The sequence below is a fragment of the Pseudomonas sp. F220 genome (assembly GCF_057813935.1).
Genome location: NZ_JBVASJ010000006.1, coordinates 1 through 26717 on the forward strand (window position 1 = coordinate 1; position 26717 = coordinate 26717).

Annotated in this window: 27 protein-coding genes; 8 read left to right on the forward strand and 19 right to left on the reverse strand. The window is 58.6% G+C overall.

Annotated features, from left to right (window positions below; all coding sequences use genetic code 11):
• Positions 1-826: reverse transcriptase domain-containing protein (locus tag ACZYSM_RS07810; RefSeq protein WP_489070465.1), on the forward strand; the 826-nt coding region annotated here is incomplete at its 5' end.
• Between the two features lie 171 nt (positions 827-997).
• On the opposite strand, the gene ACZYSM_RS07815 is transcribed toward ACZYSM_RS07810, so the two are convergent.
• The 15 genes from ACZYSM_RS07815 to exaC form a co-directional block, all read right to left on the reverse strand.
• Entirely contained in the window at positions 998-1426 is a 429-nt protein-coding gene (locus ACZYSM_RS07815; protein WP_489070467.1) for a hypothetical protein, read from the reverse strand.
• A complete protein-coding gene (locus ACZYSM_RS07820; RefSeq protein ID WP_489070469.1) occupies positions 1389-2291 on the reverse strand; it encodes a DUF6731 family protein in 903 nt (300 codons plus the stop codon). The genes ACZYSM_RS07815 and ACZYSM_RS07820 overlap by 38 nt, the downstream gene beginning before the upstream one ends.
• Positions 2292-2626: 335 nt before the next feature.
• Positions 2627-2902 (reverse strand): hypothetical protein, encoded by a 276-nt coding sequence (locus ACZYSM_RS07825; RefSeq protein ID WP_489070471.1) that lies wholly within the window; start codon positions 2900-2902, stop codon positions 2627-2629.
• Complete coding sequence (locus ACZYSM_RS07830; protein ID WP_489070473.1) at positions 2899-3879, reverse strand: integrase domain-containing protein; 981 nt, start codon at positions 3877-3879, stop codon at positions 2899-2901. Before ACZYSM_RS07830 ends, ACZYSM_RS07825 begins: the two co-directional genes overlap by 4 nt.
• Complete coding sequence (locus ACZYSM_RS07835; RefSeq protein WP_489070829.1) at positions 3866-4246, reverse strand: hypothetical protein; 381 nt, start codon at positions 4244-4246, stop codon at positions 3866-3868. The genes ACZYSM_RS07830 and ACZYSM_RS07835 overlap by 14 nt, the downstream gene beginning before the upstream one ends.
• Positions 4247-4521: 275 nt before the next feature.
• Positions 4522-4803 (reverse strand): hypothetical protein, encoded by a 282-nt coding sequence (locus tag ACZYSM_RS07840; protein WP_489070475.1) that lies wholly within the window; start codon positions 4801-4803, stop codon positions 4522-4524.
• A 458-nt stretch (positions 4804-5261) separates the two neighbouring features.
• The gene (locus ACZYSM_RS07845; RefSeq protein ID WP_489070477.1) at positions 5262-6491 is read right to left on the reverse strand and encodes a tyrosine-type recombinase/integrase; all 1230 of its coding nucleotides are present in this window, start codon (positions 6489-6491) and stop codon (positions 5262-5264) included.
• 525 nt (positions 6492-7016) lie between these two features.
• Positions 7017-7544 carry an inorganic diphosphatase gene (gene ppa / locus ACZYSM_RS07850; RefSeq protein WP_489070479.1) on the reverse strand — a complete coding sequence of 176 codons (528 nt, stop codon included), beginning with the start codon at positions 7542-7544 and terminating at the stop codon, positions 7017-7019.
• Between the two features lie 110 nt (positions 7545-7654).
• Complete coding sequence (locus tag ACZYSM_RS07855) at positions 7655-8467, reverse strand: M90 family metallopeptidase (RefSeq protein WP_489070481.1); 813 nt, start codon at positions 8465-8467, stop codon at positions 7655-7657.
• Positions 8468-8473: 6 nt separating this feature from the next.
• Positions 8474-9130 (reverse strand): DedA family protein, encoded by a 657-nt coding sequence (locus ACZYSM_RS07860; protein ID WP_489070483.1) that lies wholly within the window; start codon positions 9128-9130, stop codon positions 8474-8476.
• Positions 9131-9400: 270 nt separating this feature from the next.
• Positions 9401-9862 (reverse strand): GNAT family N-acetyltransferase, encoded by a 462-nt coding sequence (locus ACZYSM_RS07865; RefSeq protein ID WP_489070485.1) that lies wholly within the window; start codon positions 9860-9862, stop codon positions 9401-9403.
• Between the two features lie 119 nt (positions 9863-9981).
• Complete coding sequence (gene eutC / locus ACZYSM_RS07870; RefSeq protein WP_489070831.1) at positions 9982-10794, reverse strand: ethanolamine ammonia-lyase subunit EutC; 813 nt, start codon at positions 10792-10794, stop codon at positions 9982-9984.
• 11 nt (positions 10795-10805) lie between these two features.
• Positions 10806-12200, reverse strand: a complete 1395-nt coding sequence (locus ACZYSM_RS07875) for an ethanolamine ammonia-lyase subunit EutB (protein ID WP_489070487.1) — start codon at positions 12198-12200, stop codon at positions 10806-10808.
• Between the two features lie 186 nt (positions 12201-12386).
• On the reverse strand, positions 12387-13757 hold the full coding sequence (eat, locus tag ACZYSM_RS07880) for an ethanolamine permease (RefSeq protein ID WP_489070489.1): 1371 nt from the start codon (positions 13755-13757) through the stop codon (positions 12387-12389).
• A gap of 245 nt (positions 13758-14002) precedes the next feature.
• A complete protein-coding gene (exaC, locus tag ACZYSM_RS07885; protein ID WP_489070491.1) occupies positions 14003-15523 on the reverse strand; it encodes an acetaldehyde dehydrogenase ExaC in 1521 nt (506 codons plus the stop codon).
• Between the two features lie 437 nt (positions 15524-15960).
• Here exaC and ACZYSM_RS07890 point away from each other — a divergent pair, with 437 nt between their 5' ends.
• The 4 genes from ACZYSM_RS07890 to ACZYSM_RS07905 all read left to right on the forward strand — a co-directional run bounded on the left by ACZYSM_RS07890 (position 15961) and on the right by ACZYSM_RS07905 (position 20433).
• Positions 15961-17877, forward strand: coding sequence for a sigma-54-dependent Fis family transcriptional regulator (locus ACZYSM_RS07890; protein ID WP_489070493.1), 1917 nt, complete (start codon positions 15961-15963; stop codon positions 17875-17877).
• Between the two features lie 300 nt (positions 17878-18177).
• Positions 18178-19527 (forward strand): UDP-N-acetylmuramate:L-alanyl-gamma-D-glutamyl-meso-diaminopimelate ligase, encoded by a 1350-nt coding sequence (mpl, locus tag ACZYSM_RS07895; RefSeq protein WP_489070495.1) that lies wholly within the window; start codon positions 18178-18180, stop codon positions 19525-19527.
• Complete coding sequence (ubiX, locus tag ACZYSM_RS07900; RefSeq protein ID WP_489070497.1) at positions 19524-20156, forward strand: flavin prenyltransferase UbiX; 633 nt, start codon at positions 19524-19526, stop codon at positions 20154-20156. Before mpl ends, ubiX begins: the two co-directional genes overlap by 4 nt.
• A complete protein-coding gene (locus ACZYSM_RS07905) occupies positions 20149-20433 on the forward strand; it encodes a YceK/YidQ family lipoprotein (RefSeq protein ID WP_489070499.1) in 285 nt (94 codons plus the stop codon). The genes ubiX and ACZYSM_RS07905 overlap by 8 nt, the downstream gene beginning before the upstream one ends.
• 113 nt (positions 20434-20546) lie before the next feature.
• On the opposite strand, the gene ACZYSM_RS07910 is transcribed toward ACZYSM_RS07905, so the two are convergent.
• The 3 genes from ACZYSM_RS07910 to ACZYSM_RS07920 form a co-directional block, all read right to left on the reverse strand.
• The gene (locus tag ACZYSM_RS07910; RefSeq protein WP_489070501.1) at positions 20547-21188 is read right to left on the reverse strand and encodes an oxidoreductase; all 642 of its coding nucleotides are present in this window, start codon (positions 21186-21188) and stop codon (positions 20547-20549) included.
• Between the two features lie 27 nt (positions 21189-21215).
• On the reverse strand, positions 21216-22934 hold the full coding sequence (locus ACZYSM_RS07915; RefSeq protein ID WP_489070503.1) for a C13 family peptidase: 1719 nt from the start codon (positions 22932-22934) through the stop codon (positions 21216-21218).
• Between the two features lie 99 nt (positions 22935-23033).
• Positions 23034-23489: a MaoC family dehydratase gene (locus tag ACZYSM_RS07920; RefSeq protein ID WP_489070505.1), complete on the reverse strand. Its 456-nt coding sequence runs from the start codon at positions 23487-23489 to the stop codon at positions 23034-23036.
• Positions 23490-23670: 181 nt separating this feature from the next.
• On the opposite strand from ACZYSM_RS07920, the gene ACZYSM_RS07925 reads away from it, so the two are divergent.
• The 3 genes from ACZYSM_RS07925 to ACZYSM_RS07935 are packed head-to-tail and all read left to right on the forward strand — an operon-like array spanning position 23671 to position 25347.
• A complete protein-coding gene (locus ACZYSM_RS07925) occupies positions 23671-24033 on the forward strand; it encodes a CidA/LrgA family protein (RefSeq protein WP_489070507.1) in 363 nt (120 codons plus the stop codon).
• Positions 24030-24746: an LrgB family protein gene (locus ACZYSM_RS07930; protein WP_489070509.1), complete on the forward strand. Its 717-nt coding sequence runs from the start codon at positions 24030-24032 to the stop codon at positions 24744-24746. The genes ACZYSM_RS07925 and ACZYSM_RS07930 overlap by 4 nt, the downstream gene beginning before the upstream one ends.
• 10 nt (positions 24747-24756) lie before the next feature.
• Positions 24757-25347, forward strand: coding sequence for an LON peptidase substrate-binding domain-containing protein (locus tag ACZYSM_RS07935; protein ID WP_489070511.1), 591 nt, complete (start codon positions 24757-24759; stop codon positions 25345-25347).
• Between the two features lie 24 nt (positions 25348-25371).
• On the opposite strand, the gene ACZYSM_RS07940 is transcribed toward ACZYSM_RS07935, so the two are convergent.
• Positions 25372-26688, reverse strand: coding sequence for a bifunctional DedA family/phosphatase PAP2 family protein (locus tag ACZYSM_RS07940; RefSeq protein ID WP_489070513.1), 1317 nt, complete (start codon positions 26686-26688; stop codon positions 25372-25374).
• Between the last annotated feature and the right edge of the window lie 29 nt (positions 26689-26717).

Sequence of the window (26717 nt, forward strand, 5' to 3'; positions counted from 1 at the left end):
GTCGAAATTCATAAGGGCGAAATTTTGGTGGTATTCCGGGTTGATCCCGATCCGGGGTTCAACGCCAGCGAGACGTCGACTGGCTCAGGCAGCAGAGAAAAAAGTATGCAAGATCGTACGCGGCGTAATCTCGCCGCTGCTGGCGAATATCTATCTTCACTACGTGCTGGATCTGTGGACAAGGCAGTGGCGCGAGCGACATGCCCGTGGCGATGTAATCGTTGTGCGCTACGCGGACGACAGCGTGGTGGGTTTCAGGACGCAATGGCAGGCTCAGCAGTTTCTGGTGCAGTTGCAGGAGCGGTTGGCCAAGTTCGGATTGTCCCTCAATGCCTCGAAAACACGACTGATTGAGTTTGGTCGTTTTGCTGCGAGAAATCGTAGGAAGCGAGGGTTAGGTAAACCGGAGACGTTTGATTTCCTGGGATTCACGCACTGTTGTAGTACCAACAGAAGCGGTGGCTTTCAAATACTGCGACTGACGGTCAAGAAGCGAATGCGTGCGACGCTACTGGCTATTCGGGATGAGCTGAAGCGCCGACGTCATGAACCCATCCGGGCTCAAGGGCAATGGCTCACTCGAGTGGTGAGTGGTTACTTCAATTACCACGCGGTGCCAGGAAACTTGAAGCTGTTGAGTGGCTTCAGGAAGGCCATATGCCGATATTGGCGTCAGGCCCTCGGGCGACGCAGCCAGCGAAATCGGCTGCAATGGTCTCGCTTCGGGTTGCTCACAGATCATTACATACCGAGTCCAAAGAACGCACACCCGTATCCTGAAGATCGCTTCGCGTCACGTACCCAAGGCAGGAGCCGTATGCGGTAGTTCCGCACGTACGGATCTGTGCGGGGGGTGGCAGGTAACTGCCATCCCTACCGCGACCGGGAAAGAGTGAGCGAGAGCAAGCTTGGCATCGGCGAGTTAGGCGGCAGAAGGCAATGCCGGACATGAAAAATCCGTTCGGCGGCGGGCCTAACTATCACACTGAAGCGCCGGCTAAATGGTCGACACGACTACCGCAAATTTTCTGCCCGACCCATAGGCATAAAGCAAGCTCAAGGTCAGAAAAAAAGCAGTAACTGTTGAGACATGCTTTACCGAGTCCTGGGCAACCACAAGTGCTGCCGTGCTGATAGCAAGCGTCACGAGAAGCAAGGCGCAGGTTAGGAACGCCTCGTCCATCAACACCTTGTAATGTCCCGTTTTCTTCATATTCGCAATCAGCGTCTTCTCGACAAGCGCAGTGATTATTGCGACTGACGCTATCAAGAAACCAAGGAGTGTTGCACAAACACCTGCCACCACACCTGTGGCGCTATAGATCTGAGCAGCTTCGACGTTAGACCAGCGTTCAAACGAATAGCCGACACCGGCAGATAAAAGCACCCTAATCAACAGCGCCATCTGGCGGCCCAAAGTAGTCATCTATGGATCCTTGGCATTCTTGCCTCGCAGTGTCTACGGCCTGATACATTGTGCCCGCCGGCGGGTACTTCGCGTTCGTCTCTAGCTCCTGAACTGAGAATACTCGATCAGCAATCAGGTCAATAGGATGCTCGATACCCTCATCATAGACGATAGCCTTGGCCGTCGAAGCGCCTAGGGAGGCCGCCTCTGTTAGCGCGCGTTTCAGTCGCGCCGCCAGGCTTCCGCGTGTATCGCTTCTGCGAGAGTCGATACCCATTTCGATATGAATCGAGTCAGCGTCCGATCCACTCATCATCTCCATCATGCCTCGGGTGAAGTCATTGTCGGAGTACATGTCAGGATTCGAAGGGCGGGGAATTGTCAGTATTATTTTTTTGAGGGAAATCTCATTGCGCATGATTCGTCTGGCTGCGTCCGGCGCGAGTATTGGCCCGGCGATGACTTTCGTGGACCATAGCGCGGATAGGAACTTGGCGAATTGATTCGCTGTGTTACCGTGCGAATTTCGGCACCAGCCGAGGAGGCTTCGAACAGGGTAGTAGACGAAGAAATTTCGCTCGACCAGCCCCTGATTGGCCTCGAGCTCTAGCTCAAGAGCATCCTGCCCGGCAGAACCGATTTCGGGAAGATCGCTGGTGCGAAATTTCCGGAACTGTCCAGCAAACGAGTCAGGCAGTGGTGCGGACCTTTGGAGTGGCTGCCATATTTCTCGCGTGTAGCCGTTAACCTCGAACGACCGGCTCCCAGGTCCTGCCACGATAGCCTCTAGGCCAGCAGCGATAGACGCAACGCTTGCTGTCGGCGTGATCGAAAGACTGTAAAAATCTATCACGTATTTTTTGTCTTGCACCGCATCTACCATGAATTTTCCCCATCCAAATCAATCACCTCAGGCCTCTCCTGGCATTAGGTACAAGTCGAGCAATCGGCAGGGCTACCGGTTACACCAGCTGCCCATTCCACACATACAGCACGCGAGTCCTACGGTGGGCCGTTAAATGATCAAGTTCATCGACACTTAGCGCATCAAGGTGTTGAAAGACGGCCTGATATTGACAGACGATCGCATTACAAACCACTACAAGCGCTATCGTAAAACCGGTATTACCGAGCCAAAACGACCCATTTAGGCACAAAAAAAGCACTCGCAGTATTCGCTAAGTGCCTATTCTGTAACGCTTATTTATGGATCTAGCGTTAGGTCAGTATTTCTCGGTTATTTCCTAATCGTTTCCAGATCAATAGGGTGGTGAGTCGATAGTAATACCGGGTGGCGTCTGAGTGGTCTTTCAGGTGCTGAGTGAGAAACCAGCGCACATGCTTGAGCTGCCAGGTCCAGGGATTATCTCGCTGCCATCGTTGTTGAATGGCCGCTTGCATGACTCGGGCTTGGCGTAGGTGGCGTTGCTGGGTGATCTTCGAGCCGGTCAGTACGCCGCTCAGGAACAGCGCCATATCGAAGGGCTTGCTCATGCTCGACCTCCAATGTAGGCCGACACTACATCGATCCGGTTATGCCCGAGCTCAAGGCTGATCTGCTGCCGCGCCTGTTGATCAAGGTCGCGGTCAATGCGATAGCAATGGCCGCCGTTGACCGGGGCGGCGTGGCCAGTGAGCTGTTCGTAACGCTCGCAGGCGTAGGCCGCTCGCAGTTCATGGAAACCCTTCAGGCCGTGTTCATGCAGCGTTTCACGGGCGGGGAGTACAGCCCGATGCAGAAACGCGGCGTAGCTTTCGTCGCGGGCCAGCAAGTTGCGGCTGCGGGGCGGCGATACCTTACGAGCAAACTGCAGCGCCGCTTTCACCGCTTCATTTACCGCGACCCATCGCGGCGCTGATGCGCCTGAGCGGCCGCCTTTGGTGCCGTCCTGAATGTTGATGCGGCCTAAGTGTTCGGCTTCTCGGTGCAAGCGTGGCAGGTCCGCCAGGATTGCTTCGCGCAGGCGCATACCGGTTGTTCGGGCTAACAGGACAATCGCGGCCACCCGCTCGTGGTGCTGTTCGCCCAGCGCCTCGAGTACTCGCCGCACCTGTTGGTGGTCTTGGCCATCCGGCGCGCGGGTGCGTACGCTCGAGCGCTGCTGTCCTAACGCCTGGCTCGGGCTGGCGATCCTCACATCCTGATCACCGCGCAGCGCAGCGAGGGTGCGGTTGACGCTGCTCAGGCGGTTCTGCGCGGTGGCGATGCAGAGTTCACCTTGCTGGGTCTGCTGGCGCAGGTACGCGGCGTAGTCTTGCAGCGTTTGTCGATCGATCTGGCGCGCATCGTTGTAACCAGGGCCGTCCGCTGATCGACACCAACGCACGAACGCATGCCAGCGATCGCTATGCGCTTTGACCGTGGCGAAGTGGCCGCCGGCAAACAAATCCTTTAGCGCTTGTGAGCCGGCATAGCTCAGCTGGCGGCCATAGCCAAAGTTGCGACCATCACGCCGACTAATCAAGGTCATCGTCATCACCGTTTTCGTTTGTTTGCAGAAAGAGCAGCAGGGCTTTCCAGTGAGGGCTGAGCCTGTCCACCTGCCGCCAGTGTGTCGGGCGGATCAGGAGGGCGTTCTCGTGGTGTTGCAGCAGTGCCCCTTCCTCACGCAGTTGCTCGATCAGCCGGGCGAGATTGGTAGGCTCCAGGGGTGGTGTGGCGACAGCGGCGACAGTGGCGACAACCCGCGTCGTTTCTGGCCTGGCGCGTGGCGACAGGGTGGCGACAGAAGCGGCGACACGCTGTAATTCTGGCTGGGGTTGATGTTGCGCTTGGTAGGGCGCCTGCTGGTATTCCAGCAATAGTTGTGGTGGCTCGAACGCTTCGGACAGTTGCATCGCAATTCTCCTGAGATTATCGACTTCGTCCTCACTCATCCCGCCACGGTTGTTGAGTGTTGCCAGGGATCAAGGCCCCTGCGACCTGTGAGGTTTGTCCACTACGCGGGACTGACGGCTCTTTACGACCGGGAGCTTGGGCATCTCATGATCTGGCCTCCTGAACACTTCCGTAGAAGTGGGCGGGTGGAGGCTGCACTGGCTGACGAGACCAATGCCGCGAGATCCTGAGTCAGGTGAAGGCAGTGATGTGATGACCGGGGCATGCCTGACTGTCAGTCAGGTGCAGTCCATTTCATGGGCTGCGGCACCATCATCGGCATCGCTGTGGTGAGTGAGCATTCGGTGTTTGTCACGCCGATTGTCACGAGGGGGAAAGCCGCAAAGGCCCGTGCGAGCAGGGCTGCAGCAGTGTGATATGCGCCCGTCTCTTTAGGGGGCAAAGAGACGGGCAACAGGTTGGCGCAAGAAATGGCCAAGCGGATAAGTTGCTGCAGAGCAGCCAGGAAGGAGTATGAGTTGCCGCAGTCGGCGCTCTGGAAGAAGTAGGCATCCATCACATGGGTAGTGACCGTGCGAGCCGCCGGACGCTAATCGCACTTGGGGTGAACCACCACGATGTGGCGTAGCCTCAAAGGTTCTGGCTACCTGGGTGCTGTCGAGGACAGCGCTTGTACAGTTCTGGTTTAGCGCTCGTTCCGCTCGCGGTCAACAGTATTTTGGGGGCGGCTGTTGCGCCAATCGGTATCGCTGGAAGACTTTGGAGGTCGGTGGTTTTCCATGGTCGGGTGGTCGTTCGTCGGTTTTTAATGTGAGCCCATGCGAGTGGGAATGCGGAGCCTTCCCGCTCGCGTGGGCTTGGCCGAGAAAGCCCCAAGAGCCAGGCTTGCAACGGCGACAGTCGCCACCTCTGTCGCCACGCTGCAGGCCAGGTATTACGCGGGTTGTCGCCGGTGTCGCCGCTGTCGCCAGCAGGGCGGATGTGCCTATCCACACCGATTAGCTCACCAAACACTCAAGTGTCCGCATCGCCTGGCTTTTGCTTGGGCGATGATGTGGCATATTTCGCCCAAGCGCTCATCAGCTCTCTTCGCTTGTCGAAAAAGTCTGATCGGGAATACGCGCTTTCAGTTTCCCCACGCTCGTCGTGAGCGAGGGCAAGCTCACAGATCTCTCGTGGGAAGGCTGTGGTCTCGCCGGCCCAGTCTCGGAATGTTGAGCGGAATCCATGGCGAGTGATGTGCTCATAGCCCAATTCGTGCAGAAGACTACGAATGCCGTTAGCGTGCATCACGCCGCTAAGGCCGTTACCAGGAAAGAGGTAGGGGCTTCGTACTCGAATTCGCGGCAGGGTTTTCACCAACTCGACGACCTCCGGTGCGAGGGGGATAGCGAATGGCTCGCGCGTTTTCATCCGTTCTGCGGGCAAGGACCATCGGCCTGATTCCAGATCGAACTCGTCCCATTGAGCAAATCTCACCATGTGGCTACGGGCGCCGGTAAGGATCAAGAATTGAGCGGCTATCGATACGGCGGTGGGGAGGTTACGTAGTGCCTGCATGAGTTCTGGTAGATCCTGCCATGCGAGGGCAGGGTGGTGAACACGCTTGCGAGCTTTCTTCTTTTCATGGCGGCTCAGCAGATTTTCCAGATGGCCGCGCCAGCGAGCCGGATTTTCACCGACCCGCAGCCCTCTCGATCTGGCGGCATCTAGAATCTGTTCAATCTGCCCGCGTACTTCATCTGCCGTGCGTGTTTTGGTCGACCAGATCGGCTGCAAAGTTTTGAGAACCTGCTTGGTCTCGATTTCATCTGCTGAAAGTTTCCCTAAATAGGGAAAGGCATAGAGTTCCAGCTTACGAAGCCAGCCTTTGCGCCACTTCTCCGACCAACTGGAGCCGTGGGCATCACGGTAGTCGTTGGCTAGCGTTTCGAAGGTAATCTGCTTCGCTTGTTCGCGGCGTTCAGCTTCTTTCTGAGCGGCCTGCTCAGCTTGTCGCTTGGCGAGTGGGTCATCGCCTTTCAGGACCTGAATGCGATTTTCGAATGCCGCAGCACGTGCTTTTTTCAGATCGAGACTAGGATACCCACCAAGGCCCATCTCCCTGCGTTTGCCGTGGAGCTGAAACCTCAGCACCCAATTTTTCCGGCCAGCGGAGGTCACGACCAGGCGCAGTCCATCACCGTCTTCATAGGTGCCTGGTTCGGTCAAATTTTCGACTAGTTTGGCGGTCAGCTTTCCCATGATTTTCGCTCTCCAATCCCCCACTTGATCCCCCACTTTGTCGTGGAAGCCGGTGGATTAAAAAAGAAGTCGCTGGAACAAAAATAGGCTGAAACCCTTGATCTAGCAAGGCTGTAGCGGATTTCAATAGATGAGGGTGGCTTTCAAAAAGGCATTAAAAAGCCGGCTTGTGGCCGGCTTCTCGGGGACTGGCTTGGCTTATTTTTGGTAAGCCGCGCCAGCCTTCAAAACGTACATCCAGATCTGGCGTCTGGCTGTGGGACTTGGCGAGAAAATTATCTGCCGTGTCGGGACGATCTGGCCGTTCGAAACGGTCGATGCGCGAATGTGGGGCGCAGCATACTGATTTTTTTGAAAAATTCCCAGCCCAAAGGGCGATCCAGAGCTGCCGCTTTCTCAATACCTGGCCCAGGACTTACTTGAAAGGCGCTGGCGGGCGGCGTTTGTTGTGTTTATCCCGGCATAAAAAAACCCCGGATAACCGGGGTTTTTTGAAACAGTCAGTGGCGATCAGCCAATGCCGTCTCAGCCTTTATAGGCAGCAACCGACTTCATGATCTCGGCGCGAGCGGCTTCTGCGTCGCCCCAACCTTCGATCTTCACCCATTTGCCTTTTTCGAGGTCTTTGTAGTTCTCGAAGAAGTGCTTGATCTGCTCAAGCAGCAGGCCTGGCAGGTCGGTGTACTCTTTGATGTCGACGTACAGTTGCGACAGTTTGTCGTGTGGAACTGCGATCACTTTGGCATCGCCGCCGCCATCGTCGGTCATGTGCAGAATGCCGACAGGACGTGCACGGATTACCGAACCTGGAGCAACCGGGTAAGGGGTCACGACCAGCACGTCGAGGGGATCACCATCGTCAGCCAGGGTGTTAGGGATGAAACCGTAGTTGGCCGGGTAGAACATTGGGGTGGCCATGAAACGGTCAACGAACAGGCAATCGCTGTCTTTGTCGATTTCGTATTTGATCGGCGCGTGATTGGCCGGAATCTCGATGGCGACGTAGATGTCGTTCGGCAGGTCTAAACCAGCCGGAATCTTGCTGTAGCTCATTGGGCGGTGCCCCCGTGGTTGGCCAAATGACTGGCCGGATTGACCAAAAAGTGGCATCAATTATAGTCATATTCCACCATCGATGCCACGTGCCAGAGGTCGTGTAGACCTTAGTCGTGTACCTGATAAGCCGGATGGCCTAGTTGCAATTGTTTGAGTCTGGCGAGTGGGTCCTGGCGATAAAACAGCTGCAATTGCTGATAGACCTTCGGGTAGGTGCTGTTCAGCACGTCCGGCGCGCTGAAGAAGTACTCACTGGTCACGGCAAAGAATTCGGCCGGGTTTTCCGCTGCATAGGGATCGATCCGGGTTTCGGCGTCGGGATTGCGATCCAGTTGGCGATTGAGGTTGTCGTAGGCGCTCTGCATTACCGAGGCCCACTCACTGGCGCGCATGTTGCTGTGCAGTGGCGGCTGGCCATTGGCGTTGCCGTTGAGCATGTCGAGTTTGTGCGCCAGTTCGTGAATCACCAGGTTGTAACCTTCCCAGCCGCCGCTGGCGAGCACGCCGGGCCACGCCAGAATCACGGGCCCTTGCTGCCAGGCTTCGCCGCTGTGTTCGCCGTTCCACTCATGTTCGACACCGCTGGCATCGCGATGGCGCTGCGGGCTGAGGAAGTCGTCAGGGTAGAGCACGATTTCGTGAAAACCCTGATACCAGTTCAGTTCGCCCAGATGCAGCAGCGGTAGTTGCGCCTGGGCGGCCAGCAGCAGGCGCTCTTCTTGGTGAAGTTCGACACCAGGCAGGGCAGTCAGGTGCTTGGCTTGCAGGAACAGCACGCTGGACTCGCGTAGCCATTGGTCTTCAGCGTCACTCAGGCCATCGAGAAAACTCAGATGTTGACGCACCCGCTGCCAGGTTTCAGTGGCAACGGGATGCTTGGCCAGCGTGCGCTGTCGGCGCCAGGCGCTGAGTGACCACATCGGTAATCAGCGCGATCCGGCTTTTGAGGTTGCGCGGCTCAAGCGGCTGCGTACGACGCTGATGATCATCGGCAGCAGCGATAGCAGGATGATTCCCACCACCAGTAGCGACAGGTTCTTCTTGATGAATGGCACGTTGCCGAAAAAGTAGCCCAGTGTGACCAGCCCGCCGACCCACAAAATGGTGCCAGCAACGCTGAAAGAGAAGAAGCGCGAGTAAGGCATTTTGGCAACGCCGGCGACGAACGGAGCAAAGGTCCGAATGATCGGCAGGAAACGCGCCAGGGTCACGGTCTTGCCACCGTGCTTTTCATAGAAGTCGTGGGTTTGCTGCAAATAGTCGCGACGAAAGATTTTCGAATTGGGGTTGCTGAACAAGCGTTCTCCGGCCGTTCGGCCGATCACGTAGTTGGTGCTGTCACCGAGGATCGCCGCCAGCATCAGCAGCCCGCCCAGCAGCACCGGGTCCATACCACCACCAGCGGCTACGGCACCCGCGATGAACAACAGCGAGTCGCCCGGCAGGAACGGCATCACCACCAGTCCGGTTTCGCAGAAGATCACCAAAAACAGGATGGCGTAGATCCACGGCCCGTAGTTGGTTACCAGCAAATCGAGATAGACATCGAGATGCAGAATAAGGTCGAGCGGGTTGAAATCCATGGGTGGCACCTGTGGTGATGGCCCGACTCAGCAGGCCTGTGCGAAGGCTTCGGACTATGAGGCTACAGGGAGGTGTAGTTTTTCTTACGGCCCGTGAAGGTCGGCATTATACGATTTGATATGTGAATTGCGTGTTGAGTTTGTAGCGGGGAATGTCACGAGGGGGAGAGTGATCGAAATCGCCAGGATCGTCCGAGCGCGGCCCGAACCTGCGGGCCGCGTTCGGACGATATTTTTGGTTGCGCCGACGCTTGGCGGTCGTGCGTCTGGTTACAGCTCTTCGCTGATGGGCAGTATGTAGTTCTTGAACTCGGTGTCTTCACGGAAACCGATGGACTCGTAGGTTTTCTGCGCCACTTCGTTGTCGATGCTGGTGGAAACCCGCATACGTACGGCATGGGTTTCCTTGGCCATTTTTTTTGCGGTGCGGATCAGGTTATCGGCCACTAGTTGTCGACGGGCGTCTTCGGCGACATAAATGTCGTTGAGGATCCACACGCGTTTTAGCGAGAGGGAAGAGAAACTTGGATACAACTGACAGAAACCCAGCAATTTACTGTCATCTTCATTGGACAGGGCCAGGTAGATCACCGATTCCTTGCGCCGCAGACGCTTTTCGAGAAAGGCCCGGGAGGAGTCGGGATACGGCAGCGCGCCATAGAACTCGCGATATTTGACAAACAGTGGGGTCAGCAGGTCCAAGTGTTCCAGGGTCGCTTGAGTAATCCGCATGATAGGCCTCAACTTCAAGTAGGTATGACGGCAAACGGGTCATTACTCGGGCAGCCGTGGCTTGATGCTGCCTAAAGCCTGCTAAAAGCGCAATCAGGACGCCGCCGATTACACCGGCTTTAAAGTAGGAAGTTGCCATTTGAGTGGGTGGTAGCGTCTGAATCCAATGTATGAACCTGTGCCTCGTCTTTCAAATTGACCCCAGACAGCTGCCGACGACAGGCCTCGCGCATCAAATACAGCAGCCGATGGGCGGCCATCCCGTAACTCAACCCCTCCAACCGAACATTGGAGATGCAATTGCGGTAGGCGTCGGTCAGGCCGACTTTAGGGTTGTAGGTGAAATACAGCCCGAGACTGTCCGGCGAGCTGAGGCCGGGGCGTTCGCCGATCAGGACCACCACCATTCGCGCCCTTAGCAGTTCGCCGATTTCATCGGCCACCGCGACTCGACCCTGTTCCACCAGGATCACGGGTGACAGCGACCAGCCTTCCGCCAAAGCCTGTTCCTCCATGCGTGCCAGAAACGGCAGGGTGTGCCGATGCACGGCCAGCGCCGAGAGGCCGTCAGCCACTACCACGGCCAGATCCACGCCTGCGGGGTGTTGCACCACCGCATAGTCCCGCAGCTTTTGCGCCGAGTCGTCACCCAGGCGTCGACCGAGATCGGGGCGTTGCAGATAGCTGTTGCGATCAGTGGCGGCACTGTGGAGCAACAGGCTGTTGCGTCCGCGCTCAGCCAGTTGCGCGCTGAGCCCGGCATGATCGAAGGGTAGATGCACCGCGTCGCGGGCCTGGGCGTGGGCGTACTGGAAGTCTAGTTGCGCACCGGTCGGCATGCTGGTGCCGACACGGCCGAGGGCGATCCGTGCCGGGGTCAGACGGCGCAGTTCCAGCCATGGGTTCTGGCTGTCGGTAGGCGGTTTTTCCATCACTCGTTCACTCATCCCAGTTGCGCCATAGCCTGGCGGAAGGCCGGCGGCAGGCTGTTGCCAAAGTGCACCTTGCCATCAGCCTGAGTAAAGATGCCCATTTTCGCCAGCCATTGCTCGAATTCCGGCGCGGGCTTGAGGCCTAGGGTCTGCCGGGCATAGAGCGCGTCGTGGAACGAGGTGGTCTGGTAGTTGAGCATAATGTCGTCGGACCCGGGGATGCCCATGATGAAGTTGATCCCGGCAACGCCGAGCAAGGTCAGCAGGGTGTCCATGTCGTCCTGATCGGCCTCGGCATGGTTGGTGTAGCAGATGTCGCAACCCATGGGTACGCCCAGCAGCTTGCCGCAGAAATGATCTTCCAGTCCGGCGCGGATGATCTGCTTGCCGTTATAGAGGTATTCCGGGCCGATGAAGCCGACCACGGTGTTCACCAGAAACGGTTTGAAGTGCCGTGCCACTGCGTAGGCGCGGGTCTCGCAGGTTTGCTGGTCGATGCCGTGGTGGGCGTTGGCCGACAGGGCGCTGCCCTGGCCGGTCTCGAAATACATCAGATTCTGCCCCAGCGTCCCGCGATTCAGGCTCAAACCGGCGTCGTAGCCTTCCTGCAGGACATTCAGGTTGATCCCGAAACTGGCGTTGGCTGCTTCGGTACCGGCAATCGACTGGAACACCAGATCCAGCGGTACGCCACGGTTGATCGCCTCAATGGAGGTGGTGACGTGGGTCAGCACGCAGGCCTGGGTGGGGATTTCGTAGCGCTGGATGATCGCGTCGAGCATTTCCAGCATGGCGCAGATCGAGGCGATGCTGTCGGTGGCCGGGTTGATCCCGATCATTGCGTCGCCGTTACCGTAGAGCAGGCCGTCGAGGATGCTCGCGGCGATCCCGGCCGGTTCGTCGGTCGGGTGGTTCGGTTGCAGACGGGTGGACAGACGCCCACGCAGGCCCATGGTGCCGCGGAACTGGGTCACCACACGAATTTTTTGCGCCACCAGTACCAGATCCTGCACGCGCATGATCTTCGATACGGCGGCGGCCATTTCCGGGGTCAGGCCAGGCGCCAGGACGCGCAGGCTTTGCTCGTCGGCGGCGTCGCTGAGCAGCCAGTCGCGAAAGCCGCCGACGGTGAGGTGGCTGACCACGGCAAAAGCGTTTTTGTCGTGGCTGTCGATGATCAGTCGGGTGACTTCATCACTTTCGTAAGGGACCAGCACTTCTTCGAGAAAGTGCTTGAGCGGGATGTCTGCAAGGGCCATCTGCGCGGCGACCCGCTCGCCATCGTTGAGGGCGGCGACGCCGGCCAGAAAGTCCCCGGAGCGCGCCGGGCTGGCCTTGGCCATGACTTCTTTGAGGCTGTCGAAGCGGTAGGTCCGGGCGCCGACGGTATGGGCAAATATGGCCATGGGCGGTGTCTTCCTGAATTCTGTGAATGTATTGATAACACTGAATAATGTGGGAGCGGGCTTGCTCGCGATGCAGGCGACGCGGTCTATCAGGGTGACCTCGGTGATGCAATCGCGAGCAATCGAGCGTCGACCGGCTGCTCCTATATGGAGCATGCGCCGGGAGTCAGCCCGGCGCAGGTGCAACTAGATACCTGTCAGCATGGCATCCGCCGGTGCATCGGAGCGTTGTTTGGCGGTCAGCTGGAAGTAAATGAAGCCTGCGGCCATGAACCCCAGGAAGATCATACCGATCAGCGTGTTGAACCAAGCCATCGCCACCAGGCAGACCACCGCCAGAAACAAGGCGATTCCCGGTACGATCGGATAGCCCGGCGCACGGAAGGTACGCTCCAGGTTCGGCTCGGTTTTACGCAGTTTGAACAGGCTGAGCATGCTGATGATGTACATCACGATGGCGCCGAACACCGACATGGTGATCATCGCCGCGGTCAGGGTCATACCTTGCAGGTTGACCAGACCGTCGCTGTAGATCGCCGCGATACCGATCACGCCGCCGGCCAGAATCGCCCGGTGTGGAGTTTGGAAGCGGTTGAGCTTAGCCAGCCCTGCGGGCAAGTAACCGGCACGAGCCAAGGCGAAGAACTGCCGCGAATAGCCAAGGATGATGCCGTGAAAGCTTGCCACCAGGCCGAACAGGCCTATCCACACCAGCATGTGCATCCAGTTGGAGTTATTACCGACCACCGTTTTCATCGCCTGGGGCAGGGGGTCGTTGATATTCGCCAATTGACGCCAGTCGCCGACACCGCCGGCCAGGACCATCACGCCAATTGCCAGGAACACCAAGGTCAGAATACCGCTGACATAGGCCTTGGGGATGGTGCGTTTCGGATCCTTGGCTTCTTCGGCGGCCATGGCCGCGCCTTCAATGGCCAGGAAAAACCAGATGGCGAAGGGGATTGCCGCGAAAATTCCGGGGATCGACGCAACAGTGAACTCATTGGAACCGGACCAGCCATTGAGCACAAAATTGCTGAAGCTGAAGCCCGGCGCAACTACGCCCATGAACACCAGCAACTCGGCCACTGCCAGTACCGTGACGACCAGCTCGAAGGTCGCGGCGATACTTACACCGAGGATATTCAGGGTCATGAACACGAAATAGGCACCCACCGCGGCTATTTTCGGGTCCAGTTCCGGGTACTGCACATTCAAGTACGCGCCGATGGCCATGGCGATGGCCGGCGGTGCAAAGACGAACTCGATCAGCGTGGCGATCCCGGCGATCAATCCGCCTTTTTCGCCAAACGCCCGACGGCTATAGGCAAACGGGCCACCCGCGTGGGGAATGGCCGTGGTCAATTCGGTGAAGCTGAAGATGAAGCAGGTGTACATCGTCGCCACCATCAGTGCAGTGACGAGAAAGCCCAGTGTGCCGGCCGTACCCCAGCCGTAGCTCCAGCCGAAATACTCGCCGGAAATCACTAGACCCACGGCAATGCCCCATAAGTGCAAGGTGCCGAGGGTGGGTTTGAGCTGTGTTGTAGAAGTCATAAGTCCTCTCTGTATTTTTATTGTTTGATCTACTGGACTTCGGGTGCAGCGGTTTGAATGGAATGGACGCTGTTCACGCAGCGGTTTATCTGTAGAGCAGGCATGCAAAGCCCGTGCCAGAGCGGCAGGGGGATGTTTGTTGTGTCTATTGGGGTGCCTTCGCGGGCAAGCCCGCTCCCACAGGGTTACGTAGCGTTTTTGTGGGAGCGGGCTTGCCCGCGAAGGGCTCACCCGGATTTCAGGGCTTAGAAGAAGCCAAGCGGATTGATGTCGTAGCTCACCAGCAGGTTTTTGGTCTGTTGGTAGTGGTCGAGCATCATTTTGTGGGTTTCACGACCGACGCCGGATTTTTTGTAGCCACCGAACGCGGCGTGCGCCGGGTACAGGTGGTAGCAGTTGGTCCAGACGCGACCGGCCTTGATCGCCCGGCCCATGCGGTAGGCGCGGTTGATGTCGCGGGTCCAGAGGCCGGCGCCAAGGCCGAACTCGGTGTCGTTGGCAATCGCCAGGGCTTCGGCTTCGTCCTTGAAGGTGGTGATGCTCACCACCGGGCCAAAGATTTCTTCCTGGAACACGCGCATCTTGTTGGTGCCCTTGAGCAGGGTCGGCTGGATGTAATAACCGCTGGCCAGATTGCCTTCGAGTTTTTCCACCTTGCCGCCGGTCAGCAGCTCGGCGCCTTCACCTTTGGCGATTTCCAGGTAGGACAGGATCTTGTCGAATTGCTGTTCGGACGCCTGAGCGCCGACCATGGTCTCGGTGTCCAGTGGGTCGCCGCGTTTGATTTGCAGGACCTTTTTCATCACCACTTGCATGAAGTCGTCGTAGATCGACTCTTGCACCAGTGCACGAGACGGGCAGGTGCAGACTTCACCCTGGTTGAAGAAGGCCAACACCAGACCTTCCGCGGCTTTCTCGATGAACTGTGGTTCGGCCTTCATGATGTCTTCGAAGAAGATGTTCGGCGATTTGCCGCCCAGCTCTACGGTCGAAGGAATAATGTTATCGGCCGCGCATTTCATGATGTGCGAGCCGACCGGGGTGGAGCCGGTGAACGCGATCTTGGCGATGCGTTTGCTGGTGGCCAGGGCTTCACCGGCTTCTTTGCCGAAACCTTGCACCACGTTGAGCACGCCGGGTGGCAGCAGATCGCCGATCAGCTCCATCAGCACGCTAATGCCCAGCGGGGTTTGCTCGGCTGGCTTGAGCACCACGCAGTTACCGGCGGCCAGCGCTGGCGCGAGTTTCCAGGCGGCCATCAGGATCGGGAAGTTCCACGGGATGATCTGGCCAACCACGCCCAGTGGTTCATGGAAGTGATACGCGGCGGTGTGTTCGTTGATCTCGGCAGAGCTGCCTTCCTGCGCGCGGATGCAGCCGGCGTAATAGCGGAAATGGTCAGCAGCCAGCGGGATGTCGGCGTTCAGGGTTTCACGCACGGCTTTGCCGTTGTCCCAGGTTTCGGTGACCGCCAGCAGTTCCAGGTTCTGTTCGATGCGATCGGCGATTTTCAGCAGCACCAGCGAGCGATCCTGCACCGAGGTCTTGCCCCAGGCGTCCGCTGCAGCGTGGGCGGCGTCCAGCGCCTTGTCGATATCTTCGGCGGTGGAACGCGGGAATTCTGCGATAGGTTGGCCGTTTACCGGTGAGGTATTGGTGAAGTACTGACCTTTGACAGGCGCAACGAACTCGCCGCCGATGTAGTTACCGTATTTGCTTTTGAACGAAACGATAGCGCCTTCAGTACCGGGGTGTGCGTAACGCATGGTGGGTATCTCCTGGCTTTTGTGCTTATTGGGGAGGACGCGCTGTAGCGCTTGTATAAGCCTAGAGCAAAGGTCGGGCCAGTCCGTTGTACATCAAGTAAATCAAGGGCTTGAGGCTTTTTTATCGGGCGGACGATCGGTGCATGTGACACTTGTGACACAGCCTGAGTGACACTTTGTACCGTAATCGGTACAGCCTGTGACTTGTCGGTCGAGCCGGGATTGCAATGGATGCACGGCTAGAGGATGCTGGGCGTCGAGTATCCCTGTAGCAGCTGCCGAAGGCTGCGTTCGAGTGCGAAGCGCTCGCTATCGAGCAAATCTCGTTTCAATGCTGGAATGCGGGACACAGGTTTTACGACCGCTGCGCGGCCGGACGTAGCCTTCGGCAACTGCTACGTGTGTAGGGCAGTACCTCTCGGGGAGAATAATAAGAAATGCAAAACAATCATTTGAGTCGGCACGCCCAGCAGGTGCTGACCGTGACTCAGGGCAAAACCCACTTGCATGGCCCGGGCAGCGATCCGTCCATTGCCCGCTCCTGGCTGCGTTGCCTTGAGGACTATCACCTCGATCCGGCTCTGAGTATCGCGCCGACGGTGCTCGAACATGGTCGCGTGCTCGAAAGCCGCGAGCGTTTGCAGCAAGTGCTGCAGATCGCCGGCAACGAAATGACCAGCCTCCATCAGCAACTCTCCGGCGCCGGCCATGCCGTGCTGCTCACCGACTCTCGTGGGGTGATCCTTAACTGCGTTACCGCGCCCGCCGAGCGCAAGATTTTCGAACGCGCCGGGCTCTGGCTCGGTGCGGACTGGAGCGAGGCCTGTGAAGGCACCAACGGCATCGGCACCTGCCTGGTGGAGCGTCAGTCGCTGACCATCCATCAAGACGAACATTTTCGCGGTCGCCACACCGGGCTTACGTGTTCGGCGAGCCCGGTATTCGACCCCCACGGTGAACTGCTGGCGGTGCTCGATGTGTCGTCGGCACGCCATGACGTTTCGCGTCAAAGCCAGTTCCACACCATGGCGCTGGTCAACCTCTCGGCGAAGATGATCGAGAGCTGTTATTTCCTGCGTTACTTCGACAACCAATGGTTGCTGCGCTTTCACTTGCAGGCCGAGTCCGTCGGTCTGTTCAGCGAAGGGCTGCTGGCGTTTGATGGGGAAGGGCGGATCAGCGCGGTCAACCAGAGCGCCTTGAATCTGCTGGGGCATGTGCGCGGCGGGCTGCTTGGCAAACCGGTGGAAGCCTTTTTCGATTGCTCTCTGGATGAACTGCTCGGTCGTGCCAGTGTGAATGCCAACGCCAGTTGGCCGCTGCGCACCCGTGACGGGCGCGGCTTGTTCGCCGTGTTACGTGGTCAGCCGCGTAGCGTGCCGACGCCAGTGGTACCCACTGCGCTGGTTGCCGAGCGTGTGCGCCTGTCGGGTATCTGCCTGGGCGATGCAGCGTTGCAAAACGATTTCCGCAAAGCCTTGCGGGTGTTCGAGCGCGATGTGCCGCTGCTGATCAATGGCGAAACCGGTTCCGGTAAAGAAGCCTTCGCCAAGGCTGTGCACCACGCCAGTCAACGGGCGGATAAAGCCTTCGTCGCGCTCAATTGCGCGGCGATCCCGGAAAGCCTGATCGAGAGTGAACTGTTCGGCTATCGCGGCGGCAGTTTCACCGGAGCACGCAAAGAAGGAATGCGCGGCAAGTTGCAACAGGCCGATGGCGGCACCTTGTTCCTTGATGAGATCGGCGACATGCCACTGGCCTTGCAGACCCGTCTATTAAGGGTGCTGGAGGATCGGCTGGTGGTGCCCATCGGCGGCGAGCCGCAGGCGGTCAACGTACGAATTATCAGCGCGACTCACCGTAACTTGCTTGATCGGGTGCAGGACGGCAGTTTTCGCGAGGACTTGTATTACCGCCTCAATGGCCTGGAAATCGCCTTGCCAGCATTGCGCGAGCGTAGCGACAAGTCGCAGTTGCTGGACTTCCTGCTGGCCGAAGAGGCCGCAGAGCAAAACGTACTGCTCGACGGGCCGGCGCGTCAGGCGCTGCTGGACTTCGCCTGGCCGGGTAATGTGCGGCAACTGCGCACTGTGCTGCGCACCCTTGCGGCACTGTGCGAGAACGGGCTGATCGGTTTTGAGGATTTGCCGGTGATGATCAGGCAAAGTCGGCCAGTTCCGTTGCTGACGGTCGTGGATGAGCCTTGCGAATATCCCCTAGACGATGCCGAGCGCCTGGCCCTGCTCAACACCCTGGAGCAACAGCGTTGGCACATGACCCATACCGCGGAGCAACTGGGGGTCAGCCGTAACACCCTTTATAGAAAGCTGCGCAAGCATGGGATTGCCCGCTAGAACTGGCTTTTGCTGTGTCAGGTGAATCCACCCCTCTCCCCAAAGGGGAGAGGGGGAAAGGGAGCAGATCTGCGTTGTTTTCAATACTCCCATTCAACTCGAGATTCCAGGTCGCAGTATCTCGAAAGGCATTTTCGATCAATTCCCTCTCCCCTCCGGGGAGAGGGCTAGGGTGAGGGGTTGGTTTTCGAATCGGATAGAAATTCTGAAATCCCCCACAGTCATTTAGCCTCTGTCACCTAAAGAGTGCGAATTTTCCCACCCTACGCTAACCTGCCTCGATGTTTTACGAGGTCGACTATGCACATTCATATTCTTGGTATTTGCGGCACATTCATGGGCTCGTTGGCGGTATTGGCCAAAGAGCTGGGCCATCACGTGACCGGCTCCGATGCCAACGTCTATCCGCCGATGAGCACTCAATTGCAGGCTCAGGGTATTGAATTGACGCAGGGCTACGATCCCGCCCAGCTCGATCCGGCACCGGATCTGGTAGTGATCGGCAATGCGCTGTCCCGCGGTAATCCGGCGGTTGAGTACGTGCTGAACAAAGGCTTGCCTTATGTCTCCGGTCCGCAATGGCTGGCCGACCATGTGCTGCAAGGTCGCTGGGTGCTGGCGGTTGCGGGTACTCACGGCAAAACCACCACCAGCAGCATGCTGGCCTGGGTGCTGGAGCACGCGGGCATGAGCCCGGGCTTCCTGATCGGCGGCGTGCCGCAGAACTTTGCCGTGTCGGCGCGCTTGGGCAGTACGCCGTTCTTTGTGGTCGAGGCGGATGAATATGACAGCGCCTTCTTCGACAAACGCTCCAAGTTCGTTCACTACCGCCCCCGCACCGCGATCCTGAACAACCTCGAGTTCGATCACGCCGACATCTTCCCCGACCTGCCGGCCATCGAGCGGCAGTTCCACCATTTGGTGCGGACCATCCCAAGCGAGGGCCTGGTGATCCATCCGACCACCGAGCCTGCGTTGCTGCGGGTGATCGAAATGGGCTGCTGGACTCCGGTACAAACCACCGGCGTCGGCGGCCAATGGCAGGTCAAGCTGCTCAGCGAAGACGGCTCGAAGTTTGAAGTCATGTTCGAAGGCGCCGCCCAAGGCGTGGTCGAGTGGGACATGACCGGTCAGCACAACGTCGCCAACGCCTTGGCCACCTTGGCCGCTGCACGGCATGTTGGCGTAGTGCCGTCCATGGGCATCGCCGCATTGAGCGCTTTCAAAAGCGTCAAACGGCGGATGGAGAAGGTCGCTGAGGTTCACGGCGTCACCATCTACGACGACTTTGCCCACCACCCGACCGCGATTGCCACCACCCTCGACGGTCTGCGCAAACGTATCGGCGACGCGCCGTTGATCGCGATCATCGAACCGCGCTCCAACTCCATGAAACTCGGCGCGCACCGTGATGGTTTGCCGGAAAGCGTGGTCGATGCCGATCAGGTGATCTGGTACTCGCCAGCGAACCTCGGTTGGGATCTCGGCGCAACCGCAGCGCTGTGCACCGTGCCGTCGATCGTCAGTGATTCGCTGGAAGGCATCATCGACCGGGTGAAAAGCCAAGCCAAGCCCGGTACCCACGTGGTGATCATGAGCAACGGCGGCTTCGGCGGCCTGCACGGCAAACTGGCCGAGGCGCTGCAATGAACAACAGCCCGGAACGCATCACTCTGGCGATGACCGGTGCGTCTGGCGCGCAGTACGGCTTACGCCTGCTCGACTGCCTGGTGCGTGAAGATCGCGAGGTGCATTTTTTGATCTCCAAGGCCGCGCAACTGGTGATGGCCACCGAGACCGATGTGTCGCTGCCGCCGAAAACCCAGATGATGCAGGCCTTCCTTACCGAATACACCGGCGCCGCTGCCGGGCAAATTCGCGTGTACGGAAAGGAAGACTGGATGTCGCCCGTGGCCTCTGGCTCCGGCTCGCCGAGCGCGATGGTGGTGGTGCCGTGTTCTACCGGGACCTTGTCGGCAATCGCCATGGGCGCGTGCAACAACCTGATCGAGCGCGCTGCGGATGTCACCTTGAAGGAGCGTCGTCAGCTGATTCTGGTGCCGCGTGAAGCGCCGTACTCCAGCATCCATCTGGAGAACATGCTCAAGCTGTCGAACATGGGCGTGACCATCCTGCCGGCCTCACCGGGTTTCTATCACCAGCCACAGACCATCGATGATCTGATCGATTTCGTCGTGGCGCGGATTCTCAATCTGCTGAACATCCCACAAGACATGCTGCCACGTTGGGGCGAACACCATTTGAGCAGCGATGAATAAGCTACTGAGCATTGTCCTGGCCCTGCAATTAGGCGGCTGCGCCACGGCGCGAACCCTGGATGCCGCCAAGCCAGGGGCGCCGGTCGTGTATTCGGGCACACGTCTGGACGTGTATGCGATGCAAGGCGGGTGCTGTGCCATGGACCGCTTCGGCGCCGAAGCACCGAGCTATCCGGGCGTCGATTTACCGGCCAGCGCGTTGCTCGACACCTTATTGTTGCCGCTGTCGGTGTTGACGGTGCTGGGGGTTGGGTTTCAGGCGACGGGTGGGTTGTAGGCACTAAAAGATCGTCCGAACGCGGCCCGAACCTATCGGCAGCTCCTACATTGACCGCGTATACCCGTAGGAGCTGCCGATAGATTCGGGCGCGTTCGGACGATCGTTTGATCTTATTTACCTAGTTTGCGCAACTCATCCGACTCGACGATTCGAGTCCCATCCTGTTCTTCCAGCGCCAGACGCCACATGGCCCGGGCCAATTGGCAGGCTTCGATGCCGTGGTATTTGCCGGGTAACAGTCTGGAAAATGGTGCTGCCAGTTGTTCGGCCAGGCGCGGCTCCAGACGCTCACCCAGCAAAAGGGAAGGGCGGACGATGGTCAGCTGCGGCCAGTCCTGGGCCTTCAAGGCATATTCCATTTCGCCTTTGACTCGGTTGTAGAGCACCGAGGACCTCCGATCGGCGCCGATGGCGCTGATCACGATCAGATGCCGCGCGCCCATCTCCCGGGCGCGTTTGCCGAAGGCCACGACCAGGTCGAGGTCCACCGCCCGAAAGGCTTGCTCGGAACCGGCCTGTTTGATGGTAGTGCCCAGGCAGCAGAAAGCGATATCGACGCGCCCACTGAGCTGTGGAAGAACCACTGCGGGGTCGCCCACTGGGTTTTCCAGATGCGGATGCTTGGCCAGCGGCCGGCGTGAGGGTGCTAATACGCGGCTGATCGTCGGCTCGTTGAGCAGGCGGTCGAGTAAATGTTCACCGGTCAGACCGGAAGCTCCGGCAAGCAAGATGTGCTGAGGCGTCAAGTACATAGTGTGTCCCCCTTGATACTGTTCAGCTTAGTTGCTCTTTGCTTCCTTGCTGTTCAACGAGGCGCTTTCGAGCGCCTTTCGTGCTTGCTGCTTGCGTAACAGTTGCCAGCGCGCGAGGACGCCCTTCGGTGCCCAGATTTGTGGTTCCGAGGCTTCGAAGTTGTCCGCCAATTCACGCTCGGCGACGGTCGCCTTGGCCAGGGTGAAGGCCTGCTGCAGGTCGTCGGTCTGGTTCAGTGCCTGGGCGAACAGTGCGTCGCCGAAGTAGGTGAAGTCGGCTTCTTCCGAACAGCCAAAGGACACCCTGTCAGCTCGCGAGGCCGTCATGATTAAAGTTCTTTCATCTTTGAGTGCCGGGATAAAGCCGCCGGAGTAACAGGCCGAGATCACAATGATCTTGTCGCGATTCTTCAGCGGTGCGAGCACTGCGGCCAACTCGTCGGCCGGCAGGTCGGCCAGCTCCAGGCGCGGCTGGTCCAGCACCAGTTCGTGTTCTTGGGTGCCGTGGCTGGTCAGGTAAATGAACAGCAAATCTTCCGGCCCACTGCGTTCGGCCAGAGTCAGCACCGCGCGTCGCAGGCTCTCTCGGGTGGCCATGGGCCGATCACCAAGGTGCTCGCGGTGGTTGACCAAGCGGATCTGACCATAGGCGCCAAAGCGGCTGGCGAGCATGTTGCTGACGTAGTCGGCCTCACGCAGGAACACACTTTGTTTGCCGTCACCGGCCAGCGTCAGGGTGTACAACTCGACCGCCGCAGTGGACGCCGGCACATTGGCCAAGGCTTGTTCGAGCAGGCGACCTTGAGCCAGCAAGCCGACTTCCAGTGTGTCCGGTAGCAGCTTGCCGTCAGCATCACGCACCCGTTGGCCATTAACCCAATAGCCGCTTTGCACGGTGCCATCGTGCAGCACCAGAGTACCGTGACCCTGATAGCTGTCGCCGTCGAACTGACCGATATAGAAGCTGCCGTCACTGAGGTTCAAGCGGCCCTGGCCGGTGAAGCGCCAGTCACTGAACTGCCCGATGTAGTGGCTGCCGTCGACTCCAATCAGCTCACCTTTGCCATTCAGTGCACCTTCTTTGAACTGGCCGATCCAGACATCGCCGTCGGCGTTTTCATAGCGGCCCTTGCCGTGCAATTGGTTCTGCTTGAAGCCGCCGACGTACATGTCCCCGTCGGCGCTATTGAAGGTGCCGTTGCCTTCCAGTTGACCATCGACGAAATGGCCAGTGAACTGGTTGCCGCTGGCATCGCCACGCTGGCCTTCGCCGTTAGGTTTGCCGTTGGCGAACTGACCCTGGTACTGGCTGTCGTCGTCGAGCTCCAGACGACCGAGCCCTGAATACTGGTCGGACTTGAATTCACCGCGGTAGGTCATACCGTCTTCTTTGAGCGTGCCTTCACCGTCGCGATGGCCGAGCTTGAAACCGCCGGTGTAGCTGCTACCGCTGGTAGTCAGAGTGCCTTGACCATGGAACAGGCCTTGCTGGAACTGCCCGCTGTACACTTCGCCATTGCTGCCGTGCCACTCGCCCTGACCATGCCACTGGCCCTTGTCGAACTGGCCCGCGTACCAGCTGCCATTCGGGTAGTCGACGCGGCCCTGTCCCTGCAACAGTCCGTTGATCACGTCGCCACGATAGCGTCCGCCATCCGGCAAGCGTGCATCGGGCGGCAATAGCGATTCGCCGTCGCCACAGGCGGTGAGCAACAGGGTAAGAACGAGGGGTGCAAGTGAGCGCATAGCGGGATCCGGGCAATTAGGGGACCGAGTATGCCGTAGCTATGGGTCTTATATAAGGGGCGAGCGAAACAGCAAAAGCTGTTTCGCATCCGGGAAGGATTAAACGAAGCAGAGGGACAGGGGTTCAGCGATATACGCCGGCTTTTCCTGGCCTTCGATTTCCAGGGTCACGGTGGCTTTGAACAACCACTGGCCGGGCTTCTTTTCGGTGACTTCAGTCAGGTCGACCTTGAGTCGGACTTTGGAGTTGACCTTGACCGGCTGAATGAAACGCACGCTATCGAGGCCATAGTTGACGACCATTTTCAAACCTTCTGGCAATACCAGAATGTCTTCCATCAGTTTGGGAATCAACGACAGCGACAAAAAGCCATGGGCAATCGTGCCGCCAAACGGTGTTTGCGCAGCCTTCACCGGATCAACGTGGATGAACTGAAAGTCGCCTGTGGCTTCAGCGAACAGGTTGATGCGTTCCTGATCAATGGTGAGCCATTCGGAACGTCCGAGTTCCTTGCCGACATAATCTTTGAGCTCTGCAACTGGAACATAGGGCATTGAGACTCTCCTTGGGTTCATCGGTTTTATAGTTTTTTGAGTAATGGGGTTGGCCCCCAGGCAACCACTTTAGATCATCATGGCCACTTGCTCCGGTCAACCATTTATGGTTTTTGCGAATGCCGGTTCATAGCGCGTGGCGTGCTTATAATGCCCGGCGCGATTTTGCGGGAGATGACGGATGTTGTTACGCGGCCTGACCTGGCTGGTGCTGTTTCAATTGCTTGGCACCGCCATCAATCACTTGTTTTTGCCGGTTCTACCGGGGCCGATTGTCGGTCTACTGCTGTTGCTGGTGTATCTGATTACCCGTGGCGAAGTCGCTGAACCGCTGAGCCTGGCGGCCAGCAGCCTGCTGCGTTACTTGCCGTTGTTGCTGGTACCGCCAGCGGCAGGGGTGATGGTTTATGCCGCCGACATTGCTGCGGACTTCTGGGCGATCGCCGGCGCGCTGGTGCTGTCGCTGGTGATCTCCATGGCCTTCGTCGGCGTGCTGATGAACACGCTGGTCAAGCGCCAGGCGCGCCGGGAGGATGCCCAATGACCTTCGATTGGCAGAGCGCCTGGGCGGCGGTGATTCATCATCCATTGTTCGGCATCGGTATTACTCTGGGCGCCTATCAGCTGGTGCTGGCGGCGTTCGAGAAAACCCGCTGGATTTTTTTGCAACCGGTGCTGGTGTCGATGCTGCTGGTGATCGGCGTACTGCTCGGCTGCGGCCTGACCTACGCCGAGTACCGCAAAAGTACTGAGATACTCAGCATCTTGCTGGGGCCGGCAACCGTTGCCCTGGCGGTACCGCTCTATCTCAATCTGCGGCGGATTCGGCAGCTGTTCTGGCCGATATTTACTACGCTGGTGATAGGGGGTGTGGTGGCGACCGGCCTCGGCGTGTTGCTGGGTGGGTGGTTCGGTGCCGAGCACATGATTCTGATGACTATGGCGCCCAAGTCGGTGACCTCGCCGATCGCTATGTTGGTGGCCGAGCAGATTGGTGGTGTCGCGGCATTGGCGGCGGTCTTTGTGTTGATCACCGGAGTGATCGGGGCGATTTTCGGACCGAGTCTTTTGACTCGATTAGGTGTTCATAGCCCCGAAGCTCGCGGCATGGCGCTGGGCATGACGGCGCATGCGGTCGGTACCTCGGTGGCGTTGCAGGAAAGTGAAGAATGTGGCGCTTTCGCCGCGTTGGCGATGAGTTTGATGGGCGTGGCCACGGCGGTGTTCCTGCCGCTGGCGGTGTCGATGGTGGTTTAAGGAAACCTTTATGAGTCTGGCGCTATTCCCTCTGAACACGGTGTTGTTCCCTGGTTGCACCCTCGATCTGCAGATTTTCGAGGCGCGTTACCTGGACATGATCAGCCGCTGCATGAAGCAGAACGGCGGCTTTGGCGTGGTGTGCATTCTCGAGGGTGATGAGGTTGGCGTCGCACCAGAGGGTTATGCCCTGGTCGGGTGTGAGGCGTTGATTCGTGATTTCAAACAGCAGGACAATGGCCTGCTGGGGATTCGCGTTGAGGGCGGGCGCAGGTTTCGCGTGCTGAGCACCCAAGTGCAGCGTGATCAATTGACTGTTGCCGAGATCGAGTGGCTGGGCGAGGTGCCCGAGCAACCCTTGCAGGATGAAGATGCCGACCTGATCGCCTTGCTCAAGGCCCTGGCCGAGCACCCAATGGTCGAAGCCTTGAACATGGGCACCGAGGCAACGGGCCAGCAATCATTGGCCAATCAGCTGGCTTATCTGTTGCCGTTTTCTGAACTGGACAAGCTCGACCTGCTGCAACTGGACGATCCGCAACAACGCCTGGACGCGATCCAGGCGTTGCTTGATGAGTTGCAGGGTGAGTTGTTTGCCTGAAAACGATCTTTTGATCTGCTTGCGTTAGTACGCGTACAGCAACATCGCATTAGGCAGATGCCGCAGTGCGAAGAAGCCGAACAACGCCGCAAGCGGTGGCAGTACCAGCCACCAGACTTTGGTCGGCATCGCGCCCAGGGAGGTCTGGCGCTGGATCAGGTTCAGGCTGGCCGCGCAAACGCAGGCGGCGAGCATGGCGCCTGCCAGTACATCCGTCGGCCAATGGGCCCCGAGATACACCCGCGATAGCGCAATCGACGCCGCTGGCAAACAGCCCAGCAACAGCCAGGTCAGGCGCATCCGCGGTGGCTGGCCGCGTCCGGCAAGTACCGCCAGGGTCAGGAACAAGGCGAATGAACCGGAGCTATGGCCGCTGGGCATGCTGTAGCTGGTCAGTGGATCGGTCAGCACTTCGGGGCGTACCCGGGCGAAAAACCATTTTGTCGCTGTATTGCCCAGCGCCGTGACGAGCAAGGTGCTACCGGTGAAGATCGCTTGACGCCATTGGCGCGTCGCTAGCAGCAATATCGTTAGCAGGGCGCTGGCGGCCAGCATCGCTCGGAACTCGCCGATTTGCGTGGCCATCACCATCGCCTCATCCATCGCCGGGCTACGGTGCTCCTGTACCAGCGTTATCAAGCCTTGGTCGAACAGGTTCAGGTATGGGTAACCGACAAACAACCCCGCTAATACCGCCAGGCTCAATCCCGCGATCAGTAGCGTGGATTTGCGATGGCGGCGTAAGGTGCTGTTGATGCTCAGCCCCAGCAGTACGGCAATACTGCCCACCACGACCCCGGCTTGTGGCCAGAAGCCTTCCGGTAACGGCAAGCGGATGGCCGCGCCAGTGGCCCAGCCCGGCAGCAAATAGGCGACCGTCCAGCCCGCTGCCGCCAATACGCTGACTGCAATAAAGCGTGGAAACGGCATGTCGAACATCCCGGCAACCATCGGCAGCATAGGTCGCAACGGACCAATAAAGCGCCCGATCAGCAAACTGGCGATGCCATAGCGCTGGAAATATGTCTCGGCGCCGCTGATCCACTCTGGGTGATGGCGCAGCCCCGGTAGGCGCCGGATGTTCTGGTGAAAGCGTCTGCCGAGCAAGTAAGACACCACATCGCCAAACAAGCCACCGAGAAAACCCAGTAGCAGGGTTTCACCCAAGGACAGTGCGCCACTGCCGGCCAGTACCGCGATGGCAAATAACAACACCGTGCCTGGCACGATCAGCCCGGCAATTGCCAGGCACTCGACGCACGCCACTATGAATACCGCAGCAGCCAGCCATTGCGGATTTGCCGTCAACCAGATGGTCAGGCTATCGAGCCATGGGCCCATAGATTCAACTCCGTTGGATTGTTGTCATG

Excerpts from the sequence above, each read along its gene's own strand:
- ACZYSM_RS07815 (WP_489070467.1), bottom strand. The coding sequence starts at position 1,426 with ATGACTACTTTGGGCCGCCAGATGGCGCTGTTGATTAGGGTGCTTTTA.
- ACZYSM_RS07820 (WP_489070469.1), bottom strand. The coding sequence starts at position 2,291 with ATGGTAGATGCGGTGCAAGACAAAAAATACGTGATAGATTTTTACAGT.
- ACZYSM_RS07825 (WP_489070471.1), bottom strand. The coding sequence starts at position 2,902 with ATGAGCAAGCCCTTCGATATGGCGCTGTTCCTGAGCGGCGTACTGACC.
- ACZYSM_RS07830 (WP_489070473.1), bottom strand. The coding sequence starts at position 3,879 with ATGACCTTGATTAGTCGGCGTGATGGTCGCAACTTTGGCTATGGCCGC.
- ACZYSM_RS07835 (WP_489070829.1), bottom strand. The coding sequence starts at position 4,246 with ATGCAACTGTCCGAAGCGTTCGAGCCACCACAACTATTGCTGGAATAC.
- ACZYSM_RS07840 (WP_489070475.1), bottom strand. The coding sequence starts at position 4,803 with ATGGATGCCTACTTCTTCCAGAGCGCCGACTGCGGCAACTCATACTCC.
- ACZYSM_RS07845 (WP_489070477.1), bottom strand. The coding sequence starts at position 6,491 with ATGGGAAAGCTGACCGCCAAACTAGTCGAAAATTTGACCGAACCAGGC.
- ppa (WP_489070479.1), bottom strand. The coding sequence starts at position 7,544 with ATGAGCTACAGCAAGATTCCGGCTGGTTTAGACCTGCCGAACGACATC.
- ACZYSM_RS07855 (WP_489070481.1), bottom strand. The coding sequence starts at position 8,467 with ATGTGGTCACTCAGCGCCTGGCGCCGACAGCGCACGCTGGCCAAGCAT.
- ACZYSM_RS07860 (WP_489070483.1), bottom strand. The coding sequence starts at position 9,130 with ATGGATTTCAACCCGCTCGACCTTATTCTGCATCTCGATGTCTATCTC.
- ACZYSM_RS07865 (WP_489070485.1), bottom strand. The coding sequence starts at position 9,862 with ATGCGGATTACTCAAGCGACCCTGGAACACTTGGACCTGCTGACCCCA.
- eutC (WP_489070831.1), bottom strand. The coding sequence starts at position 10,794 with ATGGAAAAACCGCCTACCGACAGCCAGAACCCATGGCTGGAACTGCGC.
- ACZYSM_RS07875 (WP_489070487.1), bottom strand. The coding sequence starts at position 12,200 with ATGGCCATATTTGCCCATACCGTCGGCGCCCGGACCTACCGCTTCGAC.
- eat (WP_489070489.1), bottom strand. The coding sequence starts at position 13,757 with ATGACTTCTACAACACAGCTCAAACCCACCCTCGGCACCTTGCACTTA.
- exaC (WP_489070491.1), bottom strand. The coding sequence starts at position 15,523 with ATGCGTTACGCACACCCCGGTACTGAAGGCGCTATCGTTTCGTTCAAA.
- ACZYSM_RS07890 (WP_489070493.1), top strand. The coding sequence starts at position 15,961 with ATGCAAAACAATCATTTGAGTCGGCACGCCCAGCAGGTGCTGACCGTG.
- mpl (WP_489070495.1), top strand. The coding sequence starts at position 18,178 with ATGCACATTCATATTCTTGGTATTTGCGGCACATTCATGGGCTCGTTG.
- ubiX (WP_489070497.1), top strand. The coding sequence starts at position 19,524 with ATGAACAACAGCCCGGAACGCATCACTCTGGCGATGACCGGTGCGTCT.
- ACZYSM_RS07905 (WP_489070499.1), top strand. The coding sequence starts at position 20,149 with ATGAATAAGCTACTGAGCATTGTCCTGGCCCTGCAATTAGGCGGCTGC.
- ACZYSM_RS07910 (WP_489070501.1), bottom strand. The coding sequence starts at position 21,188 with ATGTACTTGACGCCTCAGCACATCTTGCTTGCCGGAGCTTCCGGTCTG.
- ACZYSM_RS07915 (WP_489070503.1), bottom strand. The coding sequence starts at position 22,934 with ATGCGCTCACTTGCACCCCTCGTTCTTACCCTGTTGCTCACCGCCTGT.
- ACZYSM_RS07920 (WP_489070505.1), bottom strand. The coding sequence starts at position 23,489 with ATGCCCTATGTTCCAGTTGCAGAGCTCAAAGATTATGTCGGCAAGGAA.
- ACZYSM_RS07925 (WP_489070507.1), top strand. The coding sequence starts at position 23,671 with ATGTTGTTACGCGGCCTGACCTGGCTGGTGCTGTTTCAATTGCTTGGC.
- ACZYSM_RS07930 (WP_489070509.1), top strand. The coding sequence starts at position 24,030 with ATGACCTTCGATTGGCAGAGCGCCTGGGCGGCGGTGATTCATCATCCA.
- ACZYSM_RS07935 (WP_489070511.1), top strand. The coding sequence starts at position 24,757 with ATGAGTCTGGCGCTATTCCCTCTGAACACGGTGTTGTTCCCTGGTTGC.
- ACZYSM_RS07940 (WP_489070513.1), bottom strand. The coding sequence starts at position 26,688 with ATGGGCCCATGGCTCGATAGCCTGACCATCTGGTTGACGGCAAATCCG.